The sequence below is a fragment of the Tardiphaga sp. P4_G1 genome, assembly GCF_056401215.1.
Map to the genome: position 1 here is coordinate 54,068 of NZ_JBFUJU010000011.1, position 20,995 is coordinate 75,062.

Below are 20,995 nucleotides of genomic sequence, written 5' to 3' on the forward strand. Positions count from 1 at the left end.
CCTTAATTCGCCGACGCGCGCTTCTGCGGAGGGGTTGCGGGCCACGACTTGATCAGCGTGTCGTAGTCCACCGTCTCGCCCTTCGGCTTCTCGTTGGCCAGCTTGCGCTGGGGCGCGATGTTGCCGTCCTTCGCGGACTTGTTGTACCAGAACTCGGCGGTTTCCTTCTTGTTCAGCTTCGGTCCGCATTCGCCCTGAACCTTGGATCGTTCAAGACGTTCGAGCACCGAATCCTGAGCTGCGGCCAGTGAGTCCATCGCCTGCTGCGGGGTCTTCGCACCGGACGACGCATCGCCGATGTTCTGCCACCACAACTGCGCCAGCTTCGGATAGTCCGGGATGTTGTTGCCGGTCGGCGACCACTGCACGCGGGCCGGCGAGCGATAGAACTCGACTAGACCGCCGAGCTTCGGCGCACGTTCGGTGAACGACTTGTCCCAGATATCGCTCTCACGGATGAAGGTGAGACCGACATGGCTCTTCTTCAGCGACACCGTCTTCGAGGTGATGAACTGCAGATAGAGCCAGGCCGCCTTGCGGCGATCGGCAGGCGTCGACTTGAGCAGCGTGCCCGAACCGACGTCCTGGTAGCCGAGCTTCATGCCTTCTTTCCAGTACGAGCCATGCGGCGACGGGGCCATGCGCCACTTCGGCGTACCGTCGGCATTCATGACCGCAAGACCCGGCTTCACCATGTCGGCGGTGAAAGCGGTGTACCAGAACATCTGCTGGGCGATATTGCCCTGCGCCGGCACCGGACCCGACTCCGAGAAGGTCATGCCTTGCGCCTGCGGCGGGGCATACTTCTTCATCCAGTCGAGATATTTCGCGATCGAATACACGGCGGCCGGACCGTTGGTATCGCCGCCGCGCTCGACGGAGGAGCCGACCGGACGACAGCCTTCCATGCGAATGCCCCATTCATCGACGGGCAGACCGTTCGGAAGACCCCTGTCGCCATTGCCGGCCATCGATAGCCAGGCGTCGGTGAAGCGCCAGCCGAGCGACGGATCCTTCTTGCCGTAGTCCATGTGGCCATAGACCTTGACGCCGTTGATCTCCTTGATATCGTTGGTGAAGAACTCGGCGATGTCTTCATAGGCCGACCAGTTCACGGGCACGCCGAGATCGTAGCCATACTTGGCCTTGAACTTGGCCTTGTAGTCGGGATTGGTGAACCAGTCGTACCGGAACCAGTAGAGGTTGGCGAACTGCTGGTCAGGCAGTTGATACATCTTCTTGTCCGGCGCGGTGGTGAAGGACGTTCCAATGAAGTCCTTGACGTCGAGCGTCGGGCTGGTGACGTCCTTGCCTTCTGCGGTCATGTAGTCCGACAGCGCGATGGTCTGGCCGTAGCGGAAATGCGTGCCGATCAGGTCGGAGTCGTTGATCCAGCCGTCATAGACGTTCTTGCCGGACTGCATCTGGGTCTGCAGCTTCTCGACCACGTCGCCTTCCTGGATCAGGTCGTGCTTGAGCTTGATGCCGGTGATTTCGGAGAACGCCTTGGCCAGCGTGCGCGATTCGTATTCGTGCGTGGTGATGGTTTCGGAGACGATATTGATCTCCATGCCCTTGAACGGCTGCGCGGCCTTCTCGTACCACTGCAGTTCTTTCAGCTGCTCTGCCTTCGACAGCGTGGATGGCTGGAATTCGCTGTCGATCCACTTCTGAATGGTGGCGTCGTCGGCCTTGGCCGGCGCGGCGAGCAGCGCAGTCGCCGTGATCAACGCAGCAGCGCTGGTCATCATGATATGGCGCGTCGGGCGACGTGCCTGTGTCGTCTGGTGCCTCATAGCTTCCTCCCTCACTTCTGTTTCAGGCCCGGGTTCATCCCGGGACTGCAGTCCATGCTGGTCAGACGGTGCGAAAAATTGCCACCGCCGAGACCAGCGAAATCAATGTCCCGAACCACAGATTCGAGATTTCAACTCCCTCCTCGCCGATCGGCAGCGTCGCGATCGGATCGCTGCCGACGAAGCCGATCCACAACAGGTGGATGACGGCCGCCGCGATCAGCGACAGGAACAGCCGGTCGCCGCGCGTGGTGGGAATGCGCAGAATGCCGATACGTTCGGCTTCGGGATAAGCGACTGCGAGCCATGTCATGGTGCCTAGCGTGAGTGCCAGCAGGCCGAAGAAGATCGCGGTCGGCGGCGTCCAGGCCATCCATGCAATGTTTTCCATGACGACCTCCTAGACCCGGCCAAGCGCGAAACCGCGCGCGATGTAATTGCGGACGAACCAGATGACGAGCGCGCCGGGGATGATGGTCAGCACACCGGCGGCTGCAAGCAGGCCCCAATCCATGCCGGAGGCGGATACAGTGCGCGTCATGACCGCCGAGATCGGCTTGGCATTCACCGAGGTCAGCGTGCGCGCGAGCAGCAATTCGACCCAGGAGAACATGAAGCAGAAGAAGGCAGCGACGCCGATGCCCGACGCGATCAGCGGCACGAGAATCTTCACGAAGAATTTCGGGAACGAGTAACCATCCAGAAACGCCGTCTCGTCGATCTCGCGCGGCACGCCGGACACGAAGCCTTCGAGGATCCACACCGCCAGCGGGACGTTGAACAGGCAATGCGCCAGCGCCACGGCCCACGGCGTATCGAACAGGCCGATCGCCGAATAGAGATTGAAGAATGGCAGCGCGAACACCGCAGGCGGGGCCATCCGGTTCGACAGCAGCCAGAAGAACAGGTGCTTGTCGCCGAGGAAGCGATAGCGCGAGAACGCATACGCTGCCGGCAGAGCGAAGGAGATCGACAGGATGGTGTTGATGATGACGTATTTCAGCGAATTGATGTAACCGGAATACCAGCTCTCGTCGGTGAAGATGCGGGTATAGTTCTCCAGCGTCGGCGCATGCGGCCACAGCGTCATGGTCGAGACGATCTCGCCATTGGTCTTGAAGCTCATATTCACGAGCCAGTAGATCGGCAGCAGCAAGAACACCAAAAACAGCAACAGGATAATGCGACGCCCGGGGATCGTATGCATCAGACCGCTCCCACACGCTTGGTGTGATCGACGCCGGCATTGGTCATCACGGTGTAGAATATCCAGCACACGATCAGCACGATGATGTTGTAGACCAGCGACAGCGCCGCGGCCTTGCCGAGATCGAACTGGCCGAGCGCGATCTTGACGAGCTCGATGGAGACGAAGGTGGTCGAATTTCCGGGGCCGCCGCCGGTGACCACGAAGGGCTCGGTATAGATCATGAAACTATCCATGAAACGCAACAGCACGCCGATCAGCAACACACGGTTGAGCTTCGGCAACTGGATCGCGCGAAACACCGCCCAGCGCGACGCGCCGTCGATCTGTGCCGCCTGATAATAAGCGTCGGGGATCGACTTCAGGCCTGCGTAGCACAGCAGCGCAACGAGGCTGGTCCAGTGCCAGACATCCATCACGATGACGGTCGCCCAGGCATCGAACTCGTTCGACACATAGTTATAGTCGATGCCCATGTGATTGAGCGTGTAGCCGAGCAGGCCGATATCGGGACGCCCGAAGATCTGCCAGATGGTGCCGACCACGTTCCATGGAATCAGCAGCGGCAGCGCGAGGATCACGAGGCAGGCTGCGACGCGCCAGCCGTCACGCGGCATCGACAGCGCGACAAGAATGCCGAGCGGCACTTCGATGGCGAGGATGATCGCGGAGAAAGCCAGGTTTCGCAGCAGCGACGCGAAGAAACGCCCGCCGAGATCGCTGGACGGATCGAGCAACTCCTTGAACCAGCCAACGCCGTTCCAGAAGAACTGGTTGTTGCCGAAGGTGTCCTGCACCGAATAGTTCACGACCGTCATCAGCGGCAACACCGCGGAGAACGCCACGATGAGAAACACCGGCAGGACGAGGAACCAGGCTTTTTGATTGACGGTTTTGTCCATCATGCAACCCCTTCGACAAGGCGGCTGTCAGCATAAACGTGCACCCGGCCGGGATCGAACACCAGCCCGACATCGCTCCCCGCAACAGAAAATCCCTGAGGTACGCGCGCGGCGAACTTGACGCCGCCGATGCGGACGCGCGCGAAACTGATACGGCCGAGATCGTCGACCCGCTCGACCTGCGCCAACAGCAAGCCCGGTGCGGGCGTCGCAACATGGACAAATTCGGGGCGAACGCCGATTTCGATTGTCGCGCCCGCTGGCAACTTGTCGTAACTGCGCTGCAGCGCGATCACGTGCCCGCCGATACGCGCCTCGCGGCCGCTGACTTCGGCCGGCACGATATTCATGCCGGGCGAGCCGATGAAATAGCCGACGAATGTATGTGCGGGCTTGTCGAACAGCTCCTGCGGCGTGCCGGACTGTACGACACGCCCGTCATGCATCACCACCACCGTATCGGCAAAGGTCAACGCCTCGGTCTGGTCGTGGGTCACGTAGATCATCGTGAGGTCCAGCGCGCGGTGCAGTGCCTTGAGCTTCGAGCGTAGTTCCCATTTCAGTGCGGGATCGATCACCGTCAGTGGTTCGTCGAACAGCACCGCAGCAACGTCGGAACGCACCAGGCCACGGCCGAGCGAGATCTTCTGCTTGGCATCGGGCGTTAGCCGCGTTGCCTTGCGGCCCAGATAGGGCGTGAGATCGAGGAGTTCGCCGATCTCGGCGACACGTGCATCGATCTGCGCTTTCGGCACGCCGCGATTCTTCAGCGGAAAAGCGAGATTCTCGCCGACCGTCATGGTGTCGTAGATGACCGGGAACTGGAACACCTGCGCGATGTTCCGCTTCTGGGTCGACAGCGGCGTGATGTCCTTACCGTCGAACAGGATCTGGCCGCGCGTCGGCGTCACGATGCCGGAGATCAAATTGAGCAGCGTGGTCTTGCCGCAACCGGATGGGCCGAGCAGCGCATAGGCGCCGCCCTGCCGCCAGGTCATGGAGATCGGCTTGAGGGCAAAGCTCTCCAGATCGGCATCGGGGCCGCTGTAGGACTGCGCGAGATCGACGAGATCGATGCGGGCCATGTTACGCTCCCTGCGTGCTGTTGGGAGCGGCAACCAGACGGTCGCTGCTATCGAAGACGAACAGATTGGCGGGATCGAGCACGGCGTCGAGCATGTGGCCGGGCAGGAATTCATGGACGCCCTGCAGCACCGCAACCCAATTCGACGCGTCGCGCTTCAGATGGACGAAGCTTTCCGACCCGGTGATTTCGGTCACGGTCACTTCCGCAGGAAATGCATGCCGTCCGGCGAGACCACTGGCGACTTCGAGCTGATGCGCGCGGAAGCCAACGCGATAGCTGCCGTCGGCGAGGTTTGCGTAGAGCCCGCTGGCGGGCGCCGTCGCGCCACCGGCATAGTGCACGTGGCCGTTCTTCTTCTCGATCACCACCAGATTAAGCGGCGGATCTGAGAACACTTCGGCGGCCTTGAGAGTCTCGGGGTGGCGATAGACTTTGGAAGTCTGGCCGACCTGCAAAACCTGACCTTCCCACAGGCACACGGTGCTGCCGCCTAACAAAAGCGCTTCGGAGGGCTCCGTCGTCGCATAGACAAAGATCGCGCCGGAGGCCTCGAATATCTTCGGCAGTTCGGTGCGCAATTCCTCGCGGAGCTTGTAGTCGAGATTGGCGAGCGGCTCGTCGAGCAGCACGAGATCGGCACCCTTGACCAGCGCGCGGGCAATGGCGGTGCGCTGCTGCTGGCCACCGGAGAGCTGCAGCGGCGTACGCTTCAGATAGGGCTCAAGCTTGAGCAAGGCCGCGGCTTCGTGCACGCGGGTTTCAATCTCGGCTTTCGGCTTGCCCTGCACGCGCAGCGGCGAGGCAATATTCTCATAGACCGTCAGCGAAGGGTAATTGATGAACTGCTGATAGACCATCGCCACCGAGCGTTTGCGGATATCAACGCCGGTGACGTCCTTACCATCGACCAGCACACGACCTTGGGTCGGCTTATCGAGCCCGGCCAGCAACCGCATGATCGAGGTCTTGCCGGCCAATGTCGGCCCGAGCAGCACGTTCAGTGTGCCCCTTTCCAGCGTCAGCGACACGTCACGGATCGTCGTGACGCCATCGACCATCTGCGAGACGTGATCGAGTGCGACGCTCATGACCGCACTCCCGCTTCACGCATTGGATTGGCGGGCTGGGCGCGATTAGCCTGCAGCCATTGATCGAGAGCCGCTATCTCTTCCTTCGACAGGCGCAGACCGAGTTTGGAACGGCGCCACACGATATCCTCGGCACTGACGGCCCATTCATTGGCCACGAGATAGCGCACTTCGCGCTCGGTCAGCGTTGCGCCAAAGGCCTGACCGAGATCGGCCGGCGATTTCGCGGTGCCCAGCATCTTTGCGGCGCGCGTGCCATAGGCATGTGCCAGCCGGTTGGCATGGGCCGGCGTCAGGAACGGATAGTCGCGCAACAATTCGGCGATCAGCGCATCGACCGCGGAGACATCGAAATCACCGCCAGGCAGCGTGGCATGGGCCGTCCAGCCTTCCCTGGCCTTGGTGCCCTTCAGATACGGCGCAAGCTTCTGCAAGGCTTCTTCGGCGAGACGACGATAGGTCGTGATCTTGCCACCATAAATCGACAGCAGCGGCAGGCCGCCGGGCAGATCGAGCTCGAACACATAGTCGCGCGTCGCCGCCTTGGCCTCGTTGGCGCCGTCGTCATAGAGCGGGCGCACGCCGGAATAGGTCCATACCACGTCTTCGGCCAGCACTGGCCGGGCGAGATATTCGCTGACCGACTTGCAGAGATAATTGATCTCGTCGGCAGAGATTTTCACATCGGCGGGATCGCCGTCATAATCGATATCGGTGGTACCGATCAGGGTGAAATCGTCCTGATAGGGAATCGCAAATACGATACGACCATCGGCATTCTGGAAGATGTAGGCGCGGTCGTGGCTGTAAAGTTTCGGCACCACGATATGCGAGCCCTGCACGAGGCGGACTTTCGCCTTCGCATTGACGCCGGCACCGACCGCCAGAACATTCTCGACCCACGGACCACCGGCATTGACCAGCGTGCGCGCGCTGATGGTCGAGCGGTCGCCCGTCGCCGTATCCTGCACCGTGACCTGCCACATCCCGTCGGCCTGCCTGATCTCGATTGCGCGCGTGCGCGTGCGGATCTCAGCGCCCCGGTCGGCGGCATCACGCGCGGTGAGCACGACAAGGCGCGCATCATCTACCGAGCAGTCGGAATATTCAAAGCCACGCTTGAACCGGCCGGGCGCCAGCGGCTTGCCGGTCTCGTCGCGGGTGAGGTCAAGCGTGCGCGTCGGGGGCAGAAGCTTACGGCCGCCGATATGGTCGTAGAGAAACAACCCCAAGCGCAGCAGCCAGGCGGGCCGCAGACCGGCGTGATGCGGCAGCACGAAACGCAAGGGGCGGATGATATGCGGCGCGATCTGCCAGAGAACTTCGCGCTCCAGCAGCGCGTGGCGCACCAATTTGAAGTCGTAATATTCGAGGTAGCGCAACCCGCCATGGATGAGCTTGGTCGACCACGACGAGGTGCCGCTGGCCAGATCGTTCATCTCGCAAAGGAACACGGAATTGCCGCGGCCGACGGCGTCGCGGGCGATGCCGCAGCCATTCACACCACCACCAATGATTGCGAGGTCGTAGATCTGACCCACCCCGTCTCCCCTCCTGCGCCACTTGTCTGGCGCCTTCCTTCGGACGCGCCATCTTCGCTTTCAGCGATTTGGCTTTCGTTTTCGATTAAACCACAACCTAAAACGAAAGCAACTGGCGTTTTCGGGGTCTGAACAGGCTCTAAAGCGGGGTCGGCTCGGGTTCCAGGTCGTCCGCATCGTCGGCGGAGCCCGGCAGGGCGGCGATCACTTGAACGCCCCGGCTCCGGCAGATCTCCTGCAAGGAGGGCGGCAGCGGGACGTCGGTCACGAAGGTCTGTATCTGGCTGATATGGGCGATGCGCACGGCCGCCGAGCGCCGCAGCTTGGTCGAATCGCAGACCAGCATGACACTGCGGGCATTGGCGATGATCGCCTGCGCCGCCTGCACCTCGCGATAGTCGAAGTCGAGCAGCGCGCCCTCCTCGTCGATCGCGGAGGCACCGATGATGGCGTAATCGACCTTGAATTGGCCGATCAGCTTGATCGCCGTGGAGCCGATCACCGCACCATCCGAGCGACGCACGGTACCGCCGGCGACAATTACCTCGATATGCGGGTGACGATAAAGCATCATCGCCACATTGAGATTGTTGGTGATGACCAGCAGGTTTTCGTGATTGGTCAGGGCGCTCGCGACTTCTTCCGTGGTGGTCCCGATATTGATGAACAGCGACGAGCCATTGGGAATCTGCGCCGCGGCAGCAACACCAATCGCCTTCTTTTCCTCGGCGGCCACGAATCGCCGCGCTTCATAAGCGAGGTTTTCCACGCCCGACGCGACGATGGCGCCGCCGTGGATACGCGTCAGCAGGCGCTGGTCGCAGAGATCGTTGAGATCCTTGCGGATGGTCTGTGCGGACACCTCGAAGCGGCGCACGAGATCGTCGACCATCACGCGGCCAAAGGCGCGCGCGTGATTCAGGATTTCGGATTGGCGATGGGTCAGGCCAGCAGTCACAACAACACCTCAGATGGAGTGTTTCCATCGTGCGGGTGTTGGCGGCGATGGTCAACGCATCACCGGCGCAGGCGCTTCGGCGCCGCGATGTCGTCAGAGAACCGCCTTCTAAGGCGTCACAGCGGCTTGGATACCCTGCGCGAACTGGAAAGCCGCGCGTTCAGCTTCGCGCGCATTGCGAAACAGCTGGCCTTCCATGGGGTTGAAACGGTGAGACGCTGCGAAGAACCTGTACCCACCGGGATCGCGAACCACGATGCCGGCAGCCTGCGATGAGACTTCGATGATGTAAGTGTCTGACATGGCGGCCCCCTACGCGATAGGCGATGCATATTCCGGGCCACTAACCCGAATGGGGGTATTTCGTTCCAGCCGGTGTTTAGAATCGCTCAGGTCGAGATCGTCGCATCCGGTCGTTTGATCACCTGCGGGCGACCATTCTCGTCAATGGACACAAAGGTGAAATTGCCGTCGGTCACCAGGATCGGGGCATTTTCATTGCGGCGAAGCACCCAGGCCTCGATATGCACGGTGAGTGACGTGCGGCCTGTCCGCACCAGTTCCGCATGCACGGACACGACGTCACCGACATGAACGGCCTTGCGGAAGGTCATCGCCTCGATGGCGACGGTGACCGTGCGCGTCTTCGCCACCTTGGCCGCAAAGATGCCGCCGCCGAGATCCATCTGGCTGAGCAGCCAGCCGCCAAAAATATCGCCATTGGCATTGGTATCCGCCGGCATCGCTACCGTGCGGATGGTGAGATCGCCGGTCGGTTCCGCATCCAGCCCCGTCACTGGCTGCGTCGTTGATTCAGTCATAAGCAGCCTGCCGCAAATTGAGTCATCATTTAAAGGTTTCCCAGCCGGCATCCGGCGCAAAGCGATCGCCGAACCGGGCCGCCAGCGTGCGCAGCGTGGCGGTGATATTCTCGGTTCCACGCGTCCGCGCATAGTTCAGCGGGCCGCCGCGGAATGGCGCGTAACCTGTTCCGAAAATCATTGCGCCATCGACCACATCGGCATTGTCGACGATGCCTTCGCGCAGACAGGCGACGCAGACATTGGACATCGGCAGCACCAGGCGGTCGATCATCTCCTGGGTCGGACGGGCCGTGGCGACCGCGCTGGAGCTCTTCTCGGCCTTGCCATCACGCCATGTATAGAAGCCCTTGCCGGTCTTCTTGCCGAGCTCGCCCTTGTTGACCTTCTCGCGCAGCCAAGCCGGCGTCGGCGGCAGCAGGTCACCGAATTTGGAGCGCAGCATGTCGCCGACGGCCAAACAAATATCGAGGCCGACCTGATCGGCCAGTTCGATGGGCCCCATCGGCATGCCGAACTGCTCAGCGGCGGCGTCGATGGTCTCCTTGTCGACCTTCTCCTCCATCAGCATCATCGCCTCGAGCATGTAGGGCGTGAGCGCGCGATTGACGAGGAAGCCCGGCGAACTCTTCACCGGCAGCGGCAGGCGATCGATAGCGCCGACAAAGGCCGTGGCCTTCTTCAGCATCTCCGCATCGACGCCCTCATGGCTGACGACTTCGACCAGCTGCAGGCGGGACACCGGGTTGAAGAAATGCAACCCCAGCAGTCGCTCCGGCCTGGCGAGCGTGCTGCGCAGATCCTGCAACGGGATGCTGGATGTGTTGGTGGCGAGGATCGCATCCCGCTTCATGCGCGGCTCGATGCCGGCATAGACCTTCTGCTTCAGTTCGAGCTTTTCCGACACGGCCTCGATGATAAGGTCGGCATTGCGTACGCCCTCGCCGTCCATATCGGGGATCAGGCGATCCAGCGTATCACGCTGATCGGTGCGCTTGCGGATGATCTTGCTGTAGAGATCGGCGGCGCGCTTGATGGCGCCCGCGATAGGTTCAGGTTTCATGTCGGCGAGCGTGACACGTATGTCCTGATGCGCGCACCACGCCGCGATGTCGCCGCCCATGGCGCCGGCGCCGATGACATGGACATGTTTGATGGTGTTGCCGTCACCGGCAAGCTTCTTCATCTGCTCGCGCAGGAAGAAGATGCGGATCAGGTTCTGCGCCGTCGGCGTCACCATTAGCCGGGCGAAGGACGCCTTCTCGGCATTGAGCATCGCCGCACGGTCGCCGCCATGTTTCTCCCAGAGCTCGATCAGCGCATAGGGCGCGGGATAATGTTCGCGCGGCGCAGCCTTCGAGGCTTCAGCGACCATGCGCGAGGCGAGAATGCCGCGCACCGGCGAGAAGTTCACGATCGGGATCAGCGCACTCGGCTTGGCGCGCCTGAGCTTGCCGAACACCGCATCGCGCACGGCGTTACGGACATGGCGCTCCTCGGTCACCGCATCGACAAGACCGATCGCCTTCGCCTTGCGCGCGTCTATGGTCTTGCCGGTCAGCATCAGCGGCATCGCCTGCATCGGATTGACCAGATGCGTGAAACGCGCCGTGCCGCCCAAACCTGGATGCAGGCCAAGCATGACTTCCGGAAAACCGAAGCGCGCACCGTCAATGGCAATACGCATCTGGCAGGCCAACGCCACTTCGAGGCCTCCGCCCAGGCAGAAACCGTGAATGACGGCCACCGTCGGGATCTTCAGCGCCTCGAAGCGATCGATCACCGCGTGAGCGCGGCTGATCAGCGTTTCCACTTCCAATGGGTCGCTGGCGCCGCGAAATTCATTGACGTCGGCGCCGGCAATGAAGCCGGAACTCTTGGCCGAACGAACCACGATGCCGGTCGGGCGCTGAGCTTCCAGCGCGTTCAGCACCTGATCGAATTCTTCCAGCACCACAGCCGACAGCGTATTGGCGCTCGCATCGGCGCGGTCAAACAACAGCCACGCGATGCCATCGGCATCGCGCGTCAGCTTGAAGTGGCGATAAGCGCCAGATGTGTCGGGAGCCGGCCCGAGTTCGAGCACGCGATCCCCAAGAACGTCCATGATCTTGCTGTCCATGACGCCCTCACACCGTCTCGATCAACATCGCGCCGCCGAGGCCGCCGCCGATACATTCGGTCGCGATTCCCCTTTTGGTGCCGAGCCGCTTCATCGCATTGACGAGATGCAGCACAATGCGGTTGCCGGACGTGCCGACGGGATGGCCGAGGCTGATCGCACCCCCATCGACATTGAGCCTGGCGCGATCGATCTCGCCGGCAGCGCCATCGAGGCCGAGCACCTCACGGCAGAATTTTTCGTCCTTCCAGGCGGCGAGACAGCCGAGTACTTGCGTGGCGAAGGCTTCGTTCAACTCCCAGGTCTCGATGTCCTGAATCGTCATGCTGTTGCGCTTCAACAGATCGTTCGACGACAACACCGGACCGAGCCCCATGATCGACGGATCGAGCGCAGACCACTGGCTGTCGACGATCACCGCCTTCGGCGTAAGACCATGTTTCACCACCGCTTCTTCGGACGCAAGGACCGTCCATGACGCACCATCGGTGATCTGCGAGGAATTGCCCGCGGTGACCTGCCCCCACGGACGTTCGAATACCGGCTTCAGTGTCGCGAGCTTGTCGACCGACGAATCCGCGCGGACGCCGTCATCGTGGTCGTAGAAATTGCCCTTACGGTCGAAGGCGGTCTCAACCTCGCCTTTCAGCCAGCCCTGTTCCTGCGCATGCGCAAGGCGCTTGTGGCTTTCGACGGCATAGGCATCGGCTTGCGCACGCGTGATGCCGAACAGATGCCCGACCTTCTCGGCAGTCTGGCCCATATTGAGGTCGGTGATTGGATCGGTGAGACCGCGCTCGAGGCCGATGATCGGCTTGAAATAAGCCGGCCGGGCCTTGGCGATCGCCGCCACCTTGCCGAGCACACCCTTGGCCATGGCAAGCCCGGCGAACCAGCGCACGCCGTTCTGCGGCCAGACCAGCGGCGCGTGGCTGAGCGCTTCGGCACCGCCAGCGAGAATCAAATCGGCATTCCCTTCGCGGATATAGCGATAGCCGGTGTCGATCGACTGCATGCCGGAGCCGCAATTGATCTGCACGGTGAAGGCCACCATCGCCTCGCCCATACCGAGCCGAAGCGCGGCGACGCGCGCCGGGTTCATCTCGTCGGCAATGACATTGACGCAGCCGAGGATCACCTGATCGAAGGCATTTGGTGCAAATGGCTGCCGTGCCAGCAGCGGGCGGCCACATTGAACGGCAAGATCGACAGGGGTGAAAGGGCCGGGGCCGCTGCGCGCCTTCAGGAACGGCGTGCGGCTGCCGTCGACGATATAGACTGGTCTTGTCATGAAAGTCTTGCCATCAGCTTGCTGCCCGCTGCTCACCAAGTTCCTGGAAGAACTGATGCACGTTATCGGACTTCTTATAGCCGGGCGACAGCTCTTCCGGCGCGAAGTGATCGACCTCGATCACCAGCTTGACGGCTTCCTGCGCAGCGGCGAGCTTTTCGCCCTCGGCCTGAGTGATGACGCCCTGTGTCACTGCATCCTTCCAGTTCTTGAGCTTCGCCGTCCGAATGCGCTTGGCAATATCGTCACTCGATGTCACCAGTTTGAACGCCTTCTCAAGCCGCGCGAGACCGCGGTCATCATCCACATGCGACAGATCCGGCGTCAGGCGATCGCGCGTCGCCGACGGCTCCAGGATCATCTGCGCGCAGCGATGCACCACGCGGTCCGAAGGCCCGAGCACCGATGCACCATATGGCTGCACGATGAATTTGAGGATGCCGGCGACAAAGCGGTTCGGCAGGTTGGCCAGAATCTCCGCAAAGCGGTTCTCGATGGTCTTGAAGCCGGACGCCATACACCATTCAAGCGCCGGCAGGTCGTCCTGCTGGCGGCCTTCGTCCTCCCAGCGCTTCAGCGCAGCCGAGAGCAGATAAAGCTCGGAGAGAATATCGCCGAACCGCGCCGACAGCATTTCCTTGCGCTTCAACGCTCCGCCGAGCGTCAGCAACGCCATGTCCGCGCACAATGCGAAGGCCGAGGAATAACGCGAGAGCTGGCGATAGAACTGTGTGGCATCGCCAGCATCCGGCGCAGGCGCGAATACGCCACCGGTCCAGCAGCGGCCCCAGGCGCGGAACAGCGTGGTGACGCTGTGGGCGATATGTTTCCAGAACGCGGTGTCGAAGGCCTCTAAGCCCTTCGCCTTGTCGGGATCGCCGAGCGCATTCATTTCCTGCAACAAATAAGGATGCGCGCGGATGGCACCCTGCCCGAACACGATGAGATTGCGCGTCAGGATGTTGGCACCTTCCACCGTGATGCCGACCGGCACCGCGCGATAGAGATTGCCCATATAATTCTGCGGTCCGTCGATCACAGCCTTGCCGCCATGGATGTCCATGGCATCATCGATGGCCAGGCGCATACGCTCGGTGGCATGCAGCTTCATGATGCCGGAGATAACCGCGGGATGATGGCCTTGATTGAGCGCCGCCGAGGTCAGGCGCCGTGCGGCATCGAGCAGATAGGCCGTGCCGGCGATGCGGGCGAGCGGCTCCTCGATCCCCTCGAACTTGCTGATCGAAATGTTGAACTGCTCGCGGATGCGGGCATAGGCACCAGTGGTGCGCGCGGCATAGGCGGCACCGGCCGCAGACAGGGACGGCAATGAGATGCCACGGCCGGCGGCGAGCGCCGACATCAGCATCTTCCAACCCTGACCAAGCCGCTCCTGACCGCCGATGATGTAGTCGAGCGGGATGAAGACGTCGCGGCCCCAGTTCGGGCCGTTCTGAAACACCTGCATCGACGGCAGATGGCGCTGGCCTATCTCGACGCCCGGAAGATCATGCGGGATCAGCGCAACCGTGATGCCAAGCTCGTCCTGTGAGCCCACGAGGTGATCGGGATCATAGGCCTTGAAGGCGAGACCGATCAGCGTCGCGACCGGGCCGAGCGTGATGTAGCGCTTGTGCCAGTTGAGGCGCAGGCCCAGAACCTCCTGGCCTTCGAACGTGCCCTTGCAGATGATGCCGCTGTCGATCATCGAGGCCGCGTCCGAGCCCGCTTCCGGGCTGGTGAGGCCGAAACAGGGAATGTCGCGTCCATCGGCAAGGCGCGGCAGCCAACGCTGGCGCTGCGCGTCGGTGCCGAACTTCATCAGCAGTTCGCCGGGGCCGAGCGAGTTGGGCACCATCACGGTGACGGCGGCGACCACCGACCGCGACGAAATCTTGCGCACCACTTCCGAATGCGCATAAGGCGAGAAGCCGAGACCTCCGAATTCCTTCGGAATGATCATGCCGAAGAACTTTTCGCGCTTGATGAACTCCCAGACGTCCGGCGGCAGATCGCGCAATTCCCAATTGATCTTCCAGTCGTCGATCATCTCGCAGAGGCAATCCACCGGACCGGTCATGAAGGCCTGTTCTTCGTCCGTCAGTGTGGCCGGCTTGACGGCGAGCAGCTTGGCCCAGTCCGGATTGCCGGTGAACAGATCCGCATCCCACCAGACGTCGCCAGCTTCCAGCGCCTCGCGCTCGGTATCCGACATTTTCGGTAGCACGCCCTTGGCCCAGCCAAAGATCGGCTTGGTGAGATAATCACGGCGCAAGCTGGACGAGCTCATGGAGGCTTCCTCTCAATCGAGACGACAAGCAGTCCGGGCGGACCGCGGGCGCCAAAAGGCAGACGCTCTTAGCAGGACGGTATTGGTGTCACCTTAGCTTTCGCATTGATATTCAAGCGAAATTTTACAACATCGAGCCATGATTAACGGCAGGATACCGCAACGGTTCCCGAAATGCGATTTCTCGCCGCGTGACCAGTGGTCGCGCAACCGAAGCGCCGGAAGAATAGCCGGCCTCAGTCCGGCCGGTTCATCTCGAACATGGCGTCCTGCTTGATGTGGAAATAGTCGCCGCGGCGGCCGGCGCGCAGGATCGGGCCAGCCAATGCGGTCTGGTACACGCCATCCACGATCAGGGTCTTGTCGATATGCACGGCGACGACTTCACCCATGGTGAGGAAGGCGTTGGCCGAAGCGCCGTTCGCACCCTTGAGTTCGATGATCTGAGTCACCTTGCACTCGAAAGCGACCCGGCTCTCGCCGACACGAGGTACGTTCACCAGCTTGCTCGGCACCGGCGTCAGGCCGGCGATCTCGAATTCATCGACTTCCGGGCCGACATGCGCCGCCGTGGCGTTCATCTGCTTGGCCAGATCCATGGTGGCCAAATTCCAGACGAATTCCTTCGTCGCCTGCATGTTGCGGGCGGAGTCCTTGATCCCGATGCTGGAAAAGCCGATCAGCGGCGGCGTGTAGTTGAAGGCGTTGAAGAAGCTGTATGGCGCCAGATTAACGTGGCCATTGGCATCCCGGGAGGAGACCCACCCGATCGGACGCGGACCGATGATGGCATTGAAGGGATCGTGCTTGAGGCCGTGGCCGTTGACCGGCTCGTAAGAATGCAGATCGAATGCGGTCACGCGAAGATCCCCTGAATTGACGTCAGAGAGATCGTCTAGCCCCGCGGCGCCAACCCGGCAAGAACGAAGTCGATCATCTGGTCCAGGGTCGGGCCAGGTTTCGTCGCACATTGCGCGATCATCTGCGGGTGAAAGAACCGCATCATGGCGGTGCAGGCGCACATGGCTGCCAATTCGACGTCCGGAGCCTGAAACTCACCCTTGGCAGCACCGTCCGCGATGACACCGCCGATGGTAACGGTGATGCGCTCCATATGAGCAGTGCAGACATCCCAACTCTCTTCCATGGCGATGGCGACCATCTCATGCAGCTTGGCATCGCCGACATAGCGTTCGGCATTCATCTCATGGATCGACGTCAGCAGTTCGCGGAGCCGCGCGGCGGCCGGCTGCGGATTTTCAGCAATCGCTCCAGCGGCCTCTTCAACTTCCCCCATCAATCGCTGCGCCACGGCCGCGATGATCGACTTCTTCGAATCGAAGAAGCGATAGACGTTCGCCGGGCTCATTCGCAGCACCTTCGCGATGTCGGCGACCGTGGTCTTCTGGTAGCCGATTTCACGAAACAGCTTTTCCGCGACCACAACGATGCGGCCTCGCATATCGGCTTCGACGTGTTCAGAAATCAGAGTCATCTCGGATAACAGTCTTTAGCTATTCGGCAGCAAGCGGAAAGGCCTGCTTCTTGTCGTGATGGTGCGGTGCGTGATGATCCACATCCTCACCCGATCCGCGTTCATCCAGGCTCTTGCGAAACCATAGGGCATAGAGGCCCGGGAGATACAACAACGTCAAGAACGTCGCCACAAACAATCCACCCATAATGGTGACCGCCATCGGGCCCCAGAAGGCCGAGCGCGACAGCGGGATCATCGCCAAAATGGCGGCCAGCGCCGTCAGGATGACCGGACGCGCACGGCGCACGGTCGCCTCGACGATGGCTTCGCGGCGGGTCAGGCCGTGCCGCACGTCGGTTTCGATCTGATCCACCAGAATAACGGCGTTGCGCATGATCATACCCGCCAGCGCGATCAGGCCGAGCAGTGCCACGAAGCCGAACGGCTTGTTGGCGACGTTCAGCGCCAACGAGGCGCCGACGATGCCGAGCGGCGCCGTCAGGAACACCAGGATCAGGCGCGAGAAGCTCTGCAACTGCACCATCAGCAGCGTCAGCATGATGATCATCATCAGCGGAAACAGCACGGCGATCGAGGCATTGCCCTTGCTGGATTCTTCCACCGCGCCGCCGATCTCAATGCGATAGGCCGGCTGCAGGCTGTCGCGGATCTGCTGCAGTTGCGGCCAGATCTGGTTGGTGACATCCGGGGGCTGCACGCCATCGACGACGTCGCCGCGCACGGTGATCGCCATGTCGCGGTTACGGCGCCAGAGGATCGGCTCCTCATGGGCGTATTCGATCTTCGCCACCTGCGACAGCGGCACCGGAACGCCGTTGCGCGAGATGATGGTGAGATCGCCCACACGGCCGAGATCGAGGCGTTCCGACGGCACGGCCCGGGCGACGACGCCGACCTTCTCGATGCCGTCACGCACGGTCGTGACCGACGCGCCGGAGATCAGCATCGCCAGGGATTGCGACAGTTCCTGCGGCGTCAGGCCGAGGGCGCGGGCGCGATCCTGGTCGACCACCAGCCTGAGGGAAGGCGTCTGTTCGTTCCAGTCGAGCTGCGGATCGACCATATTCTTGTTAGCGCGCATTACTTCGCGCACCCTGTAGGCTATATCCCGCACGGTCGCGGTATCCGGCCCGATGACGCGGAACTGGACGGGGAAACCGACCGGCGGACCGAAATTGAAGCGATCGACGCGCACGCGTGCTTCCGGCAGCTGGCCATCGGCGACGGCCTTCTCGATCTTGGACTTGATGCGCTCACGTGCCTCGACATCCTTGGACACAATCACGATCTCGGCGAAGGCCTCGTTCGGGAGCTGCGGATTGAGGCCGAGCCAGAAGCGCGGCGAGCCGCGGCCGACATAGGCCGTATAGGTGGCGATGTCCTTGTCGTCCTTGAGCAGCTTCTCGGCGTCCTTGACCGCCTTTTCGGTAACGCCAAAGGCCGTGCCTTCTGGCAGGCGCAGCTGCAGGAACAGTTCGGGACGTTCCGACAACGGGAAGAACTGCTGCTGGACATGCCCGAAACCGACGATGGCAGCAATGAAGATACCGACGGTGGCAGCCACCACCTTGATGCGGTGCGTGACGCACCACTGCACGACGCTGCGCAGACCGCGATAGATGCGCGTCTCATAGACCGCATGCGGATCGTGATTGGCCTTTCCGTGGGCAGCAAAGTTCGGCAGCAGCTTGACGCCGATATAGGGCGTGAAGATCACCGCGACGAACCATGAGGCGATCAGCGCAATCGCGACCACCCAGAAGATGCCACCGGCATATTCGCCGACTGCGGAATTGGCGAAGCCGATCGGCAGGAAGCCGACGGCCGTGATCAGCGTGCCCGTGAGCATCGGGAATGCCGTGGACTCCCAGGCGAAGGATGCCGCGCGCACGCGGTCCCAGCCCTGCTCCATCTTCACCACCATCATCTCGACTGCGATAATGGCGTCATCGACCAGTAGGCCGAGCGCGATAATCAACGCACCTAGCGTGATACGATGCAGGTCCATACCCATCGCATTCATGACCATGAAGACGATACCGAGCACCAGCGGCACCGAGAGCGCCACCACAATGCCGGTGCGCCAGCCGAGTGCCAGGAAGCTGACGAACAGCACGATGCCCAACGCCTCGATGAACGAGTGGGTGAATTCCCCAACGGCATGTTCGACCACCAGCGGCTGATCGGCGATCTGTTCGACATTGATGCCCTGCGGGACGGCGACCATGAACTCGTTCTTGGCCTTTTCGACGTCCTTGCCGAGTTCGAGAATGTTGGCGCCGTTGGCCGTGACCACGCCGATGCCGAGCGCGTATTGGCCCTTCTGCCGGACCTTGAAATCCGGAGGATCGACGAAGCCGTGGCTCACCGTCGCGATATCGCCGAGGCGGAACGTGCGTCCGTTGCTCTCCACCGGCGTCTCCGCGACGGTCTTCACGCCATCGAGCGCGCCGGTAACGCGCAGCGGCACGCGCTGCGACGAGGTTTCCACCGTACCGGCCGGCTGGATCGCGTTCTGCTTGGCGAGAGAATCGAACAGCGTCTGCGGCGTGATGCCGAGCGTCGCCAGCTTGGCGTGAGAAAATTCGACGAAAATGCGCTCGTCCTGCGTACCGTAGAGATTGACCTTGGTGACGCCTTTCACCTTCAGCAGGCGCTGGCGCAGGCCTTCGGCGACCACTTTCAACTGTTTGAAGTCGGCACCGTCGCCGGTCATCATATAGAGAATGGAATCGACGTCGCTGAACTCGTCATTGACCGTCGGCCCGACCAGATTGGCAGGCAGACTGCCCTGCACGTCGGCGAGCTTCTTGCGCAGCAGATAGAACAGGAACGGCACATCCTTGGCCGGCGCGTTGTCCCTGAACGTGACCTGGAGCGCCGTGAAGTTCGGCTTCGAATAGGTCTGCACCTTTTCGAAGTAAGGCAGTTCCTGCATCTTTTTCTCGATGGGATCTGCAACCTGTTCCTGCATTTCCTTGGCCGTCGCCCCCGGCCAGATCGCCGTGACGTTGACGACCTTCACCGTGAAAGACGGATCTTCGGCGCGGCCCAGCTTCTCGTATGAAAAGAAGCCGCCGACGCCGAGCGCAATAATCAGAAACAGGATCAGCGCGGGATGAGCGACGGCCCAGGCGGAGAGGTTGAAGCGATGCATCGGCTTCGTCCTTTGAATGCGAGCGTCTTAAAACGACAATGCGGAGACGACGTGAACCTTCAGCGCCGGGTCGAGCTTCTGCACGCCCAGCGTCACGATCTTGGCACCTTCATCGACGCCACCTGAGATGATGACGTCGTTGCTCTCATAGGACTTCACCTTGACCGGCTGCAGCGCGACGTCGCCCGATGCGCTCACGACGTAGAGCGAAGGGTTGTTGCCCTGGCTGAACAGCGCCGAGAGCGGCACGCGCGCAACGCGTTCGGTGGCGGGATCGGAGAGCGTCAGCGTCGCCGTCATGCCGAGCGACACCTTGTCGTCGGCCTCGGGCAGCGAGAACTTGGCGAGATAAGTGCGCGTCGCGGTGTCGGCATTGGGCGCCAGTTCACGCAGCTTGGCGGCATATTGTTTGCCGGGCTCGGACCACAGCGTCACGCTGGCTTTGCCTTCCTTGGCGCGGCCAACCAGCGTTTCCGGAATGGAAACCACCGCCTCCTTCTCGCCGAAACGCGCGACACGGATGGCGGCTTGGCCGGCGGCGACGACCTGACCGGCGTCGACCAGCGTCGCGGTAACAACACCGCGGGTGTCGGCGATCAGCGTCGCATAAGAGAGGCTGTTCTTGGTAAGTTCGACCGAGCGTTCGGCGCGATTGAGACGCGCGCGAGCTTCGTCGCCCGTGGCCTTGGCCTGATCGAGCTGTGCCTGAGTGGACCAGCCCTTGCTGCGCAATTCGGTGGCGCGGCCCTCGGCCGCAGTGGCGTTGGCCAGCACGCCCGTGGATGCGTTGAGTTCGGCGACGGCCTGCTCGGCCTGCAGCTTCAGATCGACCTCATCGAGCGTAGCCAGTGGCTGGCCGATCTCGACGTTCTGGCCGACCTCAACAAGGCGCTTGGCGACCTTGCCGGTGACCCGGAAGCCCATATCGGTTTCGATCCGCGGGCGGATGGTCCCGACGAAACTGCGCTGCGGCGATTCCGGCTCGTAATGCACGGTCGCGACCAGCACGGGGCGGGTCGGCTTGGCCTCAGCTTCGGTCTTCTTGCCGCAGCCGGCCAGAGCAAGGGCCGGGATCAACAGGAGCGCAGCGGCGAATGGCTTGCGGGAAGCGCTGACTTTGGTGTGGCCGAGCATCACGAGCGTCCTTCGAATGAATGTTCGAAGGAACTTAGGCGTGACCACTGACGAATGTCAATATTCGTCAGTGGTCACAATTTCGACAGATTGCCGCACCCCA

Annotated in this window: 17 protein-coding genes; all 17 read right to left on the reverse strand. The window is 61.9% G+C overall.

All coding sequences use genetic code 11. The features are described 5' to 3' along the window. Nucleotides 1-2 precede the first annotated feature (2 nt). The 17 genes from AC1DUY_RS24365 to AC1DUY_RS24445 all read right to left on the reverse strand — a co-directional run bounded on the left by AC1DUY_RS24365 (nt 3) and on the right by AC1DUY_RS24445 (nt 20,892). On the reverse strand, nt 3-1,796 hold the full coding sequence (locus AC1DUY_RS24365) for an ABC transporter substrate-binding protein (RefSeq protein ID WP_478117718.1): 1,794 nt from the start codon (nt 1,794-1,796) through the stop codon (nt 3-5). Nucleotides 1,797-1,857: 61 nt separating this feature from the next. Further along, nucleotides 1,858-2,187: a DUF2160 domain-containing protein gene (locus tag AC1DUY_RS24370; protein WP_089262582.1), complete on the reverse strand. Its 330-nt coding sequence runs from the start codon at nt 2,185-2,187 to the stop codon at nt 1,858-1,860. 9 nt (nt 2,188-2,196) lie between these two features. Continuing rightward, nucleotides 2,197-3,003 (reverse strand): carbohydrate ABC transporter permease, encoded by an 807-nt coding sequence (locus AC1DUY_RS24375; RefSeq protein ID WP_478117721.1) that lies wholly within the window; start codon nt 3,001-3,003, stop codon nt 2,197-2,199. After that, nucleotides 3,003-3,905 carry a carbohydrate ABC transporter permease gene (locus AC1DUY_RS24380; protein ID WP_478117945.1) on the reverse strand — a complete coding sequence of 301 codons (903 nt, stop codon included), beginning with the start codon at nt 3,903-3,905 and terminating at the stop codon, nt 3,003-3,005. Before AC1DUY_RS24380 ends, AC1DUY_RS24375 begins: the two co-directional genes overlap by 1 nt. Further along, on the reverse strand, nt 3,905-4,990 hold the full coding sequence (locus AC1DUY_RS24385) for an ABC transporter ATP-binding protein (RefSeq protein ID WP_439073280.1): 1,086 nt from the start codon (nt 4,988-4,990) through the stop codon (nt 3,905-3,907). The genes AC1DUY_RS24380 and AC1DUY_RS24385 overlap by 1 nt, the downstream gene beginning before the upstream one ends. 1 nt (nt 4,991) lies before the next feature. Then, nucleotides 4,992-6,080 carry an ABC transporter ATP-binding protein gene (locus AC1DUY_RS24390; protein WP_478117723.1) on the reverse strand — a complete coding sequence of 363 codons (1,089 nt, stop codon included), beginning with the start codon at nt 6,078-6,080 and terminating at the stop codon, nt 4,992-4,994. After that, entirely contained in the window at nt 6,077-7,621 is a 1,545-nt protein-coding gene (glpD, locus tag AC1DUY_RS24395) for a glycerol-3-phosphate dehydrogenase (RefSeq protein WP_478117725.1), read from the reverse strand. The genes AC1DUY_RS24390 and glpD overlap by 4 nt, the downstream gene beginning before the upstream one ends. Before the next feature lie 139 nt (nt 7,622-7,760). Then, on the reverse strand, nt 7,761-8,579 hold the full coding sequence (locus tag AC1DUY_RS24400; RefSeq protein WP_231078170.1) for a DeoR/GlpR family DNA-binding transcription regulator: 819 nt from the start codon (nt 8,577-8,579) through the stop codon (nt 7,761-7,763). Nucleotides 8,580-8,687: 108 nt separating this feature from the next. Next, a complete protein-coding gene (locus AC1DUY_RS24405; protein WP_093759633.1) occupies nt 8,688-8,882 on the reverse strand; it encodes a hypothetical protein in 195 nt (64 codons plus the stop codon). An 86-nt stretch (nt 8,883-8,968) separates the two neighbouring features. Beyond that, nucleotides 8,969-9,400 (reverse strand): acyl-CoA thioesterase, encoded by a 432-nt coding sequence (locus AC1DUY_RS24410; RefSeq protein ID WP_184513321.1) that lies wholly within the window; start codon nt 9,398-9,400, stop codon nt 8,969-8,971. A 25-nt stretch (nt 9,401-9,425) separates the two neighbouring features. Then, nucleotides 9,426-11,522, reverse strand: a complete 2,097-nt coding sequence (locus tag AC1DUY_RS24415; RefSeq protein ID WP_478117728.1) for a 3-hydroxyacyl-CoA dehydrogenase NAD-binding domain-containing protein — start codon at nt 11,520-11,522, stop codon at nt 9,426-9,428. Between the two features lie 7 nt (nt 11,523-11,529). Further along, nucleotides 11,530-12,813: an acetyl-CoA C-acetyltransferase gene (locus AC1DUY_RS24420; protein WP_478117730.1), complete on the reverse strand. Its 1,284-nt coding sequence runs from the start codon at nt 12,811-12,813 to the stop codon at nt 11,530-11,532. Between the two features lie 13 nt (nt 12,814-12,826). After that, complete coding sequence (locus AC1DUY_RS24425; RefSeq protein WP_478117732.1) at nt 12,827-15,103, reverse strand: acyl-CoA dehydrogenase; 2,277 nt, start codon at nt 15,101-15,103, stop codon at nt 12,827-12,829. 236 nt (nt 15,104-15,339) lie between these two features. Beyond that, nucleotides 15,340-15,963 (reverse strand): flavin reductase family protein, encoded by a 624-nt coding sequence (locus AC1DUY_RS24430; protein ID WP_439062100.1) that lies wholly within the window; start codon nt 15,961-15,963, stop codon nt 15,340-15,342. A 35-nt stretch (nt 15,964-15,998) separates the two neighbouring features. Then, nucleotides 15,999-16,598: a TetR/AcrR family transcriptional regulator gene (locus AC1DUY_RS24435; RefSeq protein WP_093759638.1), complete on the reverse strand. Its 600-nt coding sequence runs from the start codon at nt 16,596-16,598 to the stop codon at nt 15,999-16,001. A gap of 19 nt (nt 16,599-16,617) precedes the next feature. Further along, on the reverse strand, nt 16,618-19,758 hold the full coding sequence (locus tag AC1DUY_RS24440) for an efflux RND transporter permease subunit (RefSeq protein WP_478117735.1): 3,141 nt from the start codon (nt 19,756-19,758) through the stop codon (nt 16,618-16,620). 27 nt (nt 19,759-19,785) lie between these two features. Further along, complete coding sequence (locus tag AC1DUY_RS24445; RefSeq protein ID WP_175368656.1) at nt 19,786-20,892, reverse strand: efflux RND transporter periplasmic adaptor subunit; 1,107 nt, start codon at nt 20,890-20,892, stop codon at nt 19,786-19,788. Nucleotides 20,893-20,995: the final 103 nt, after the last annotated feature.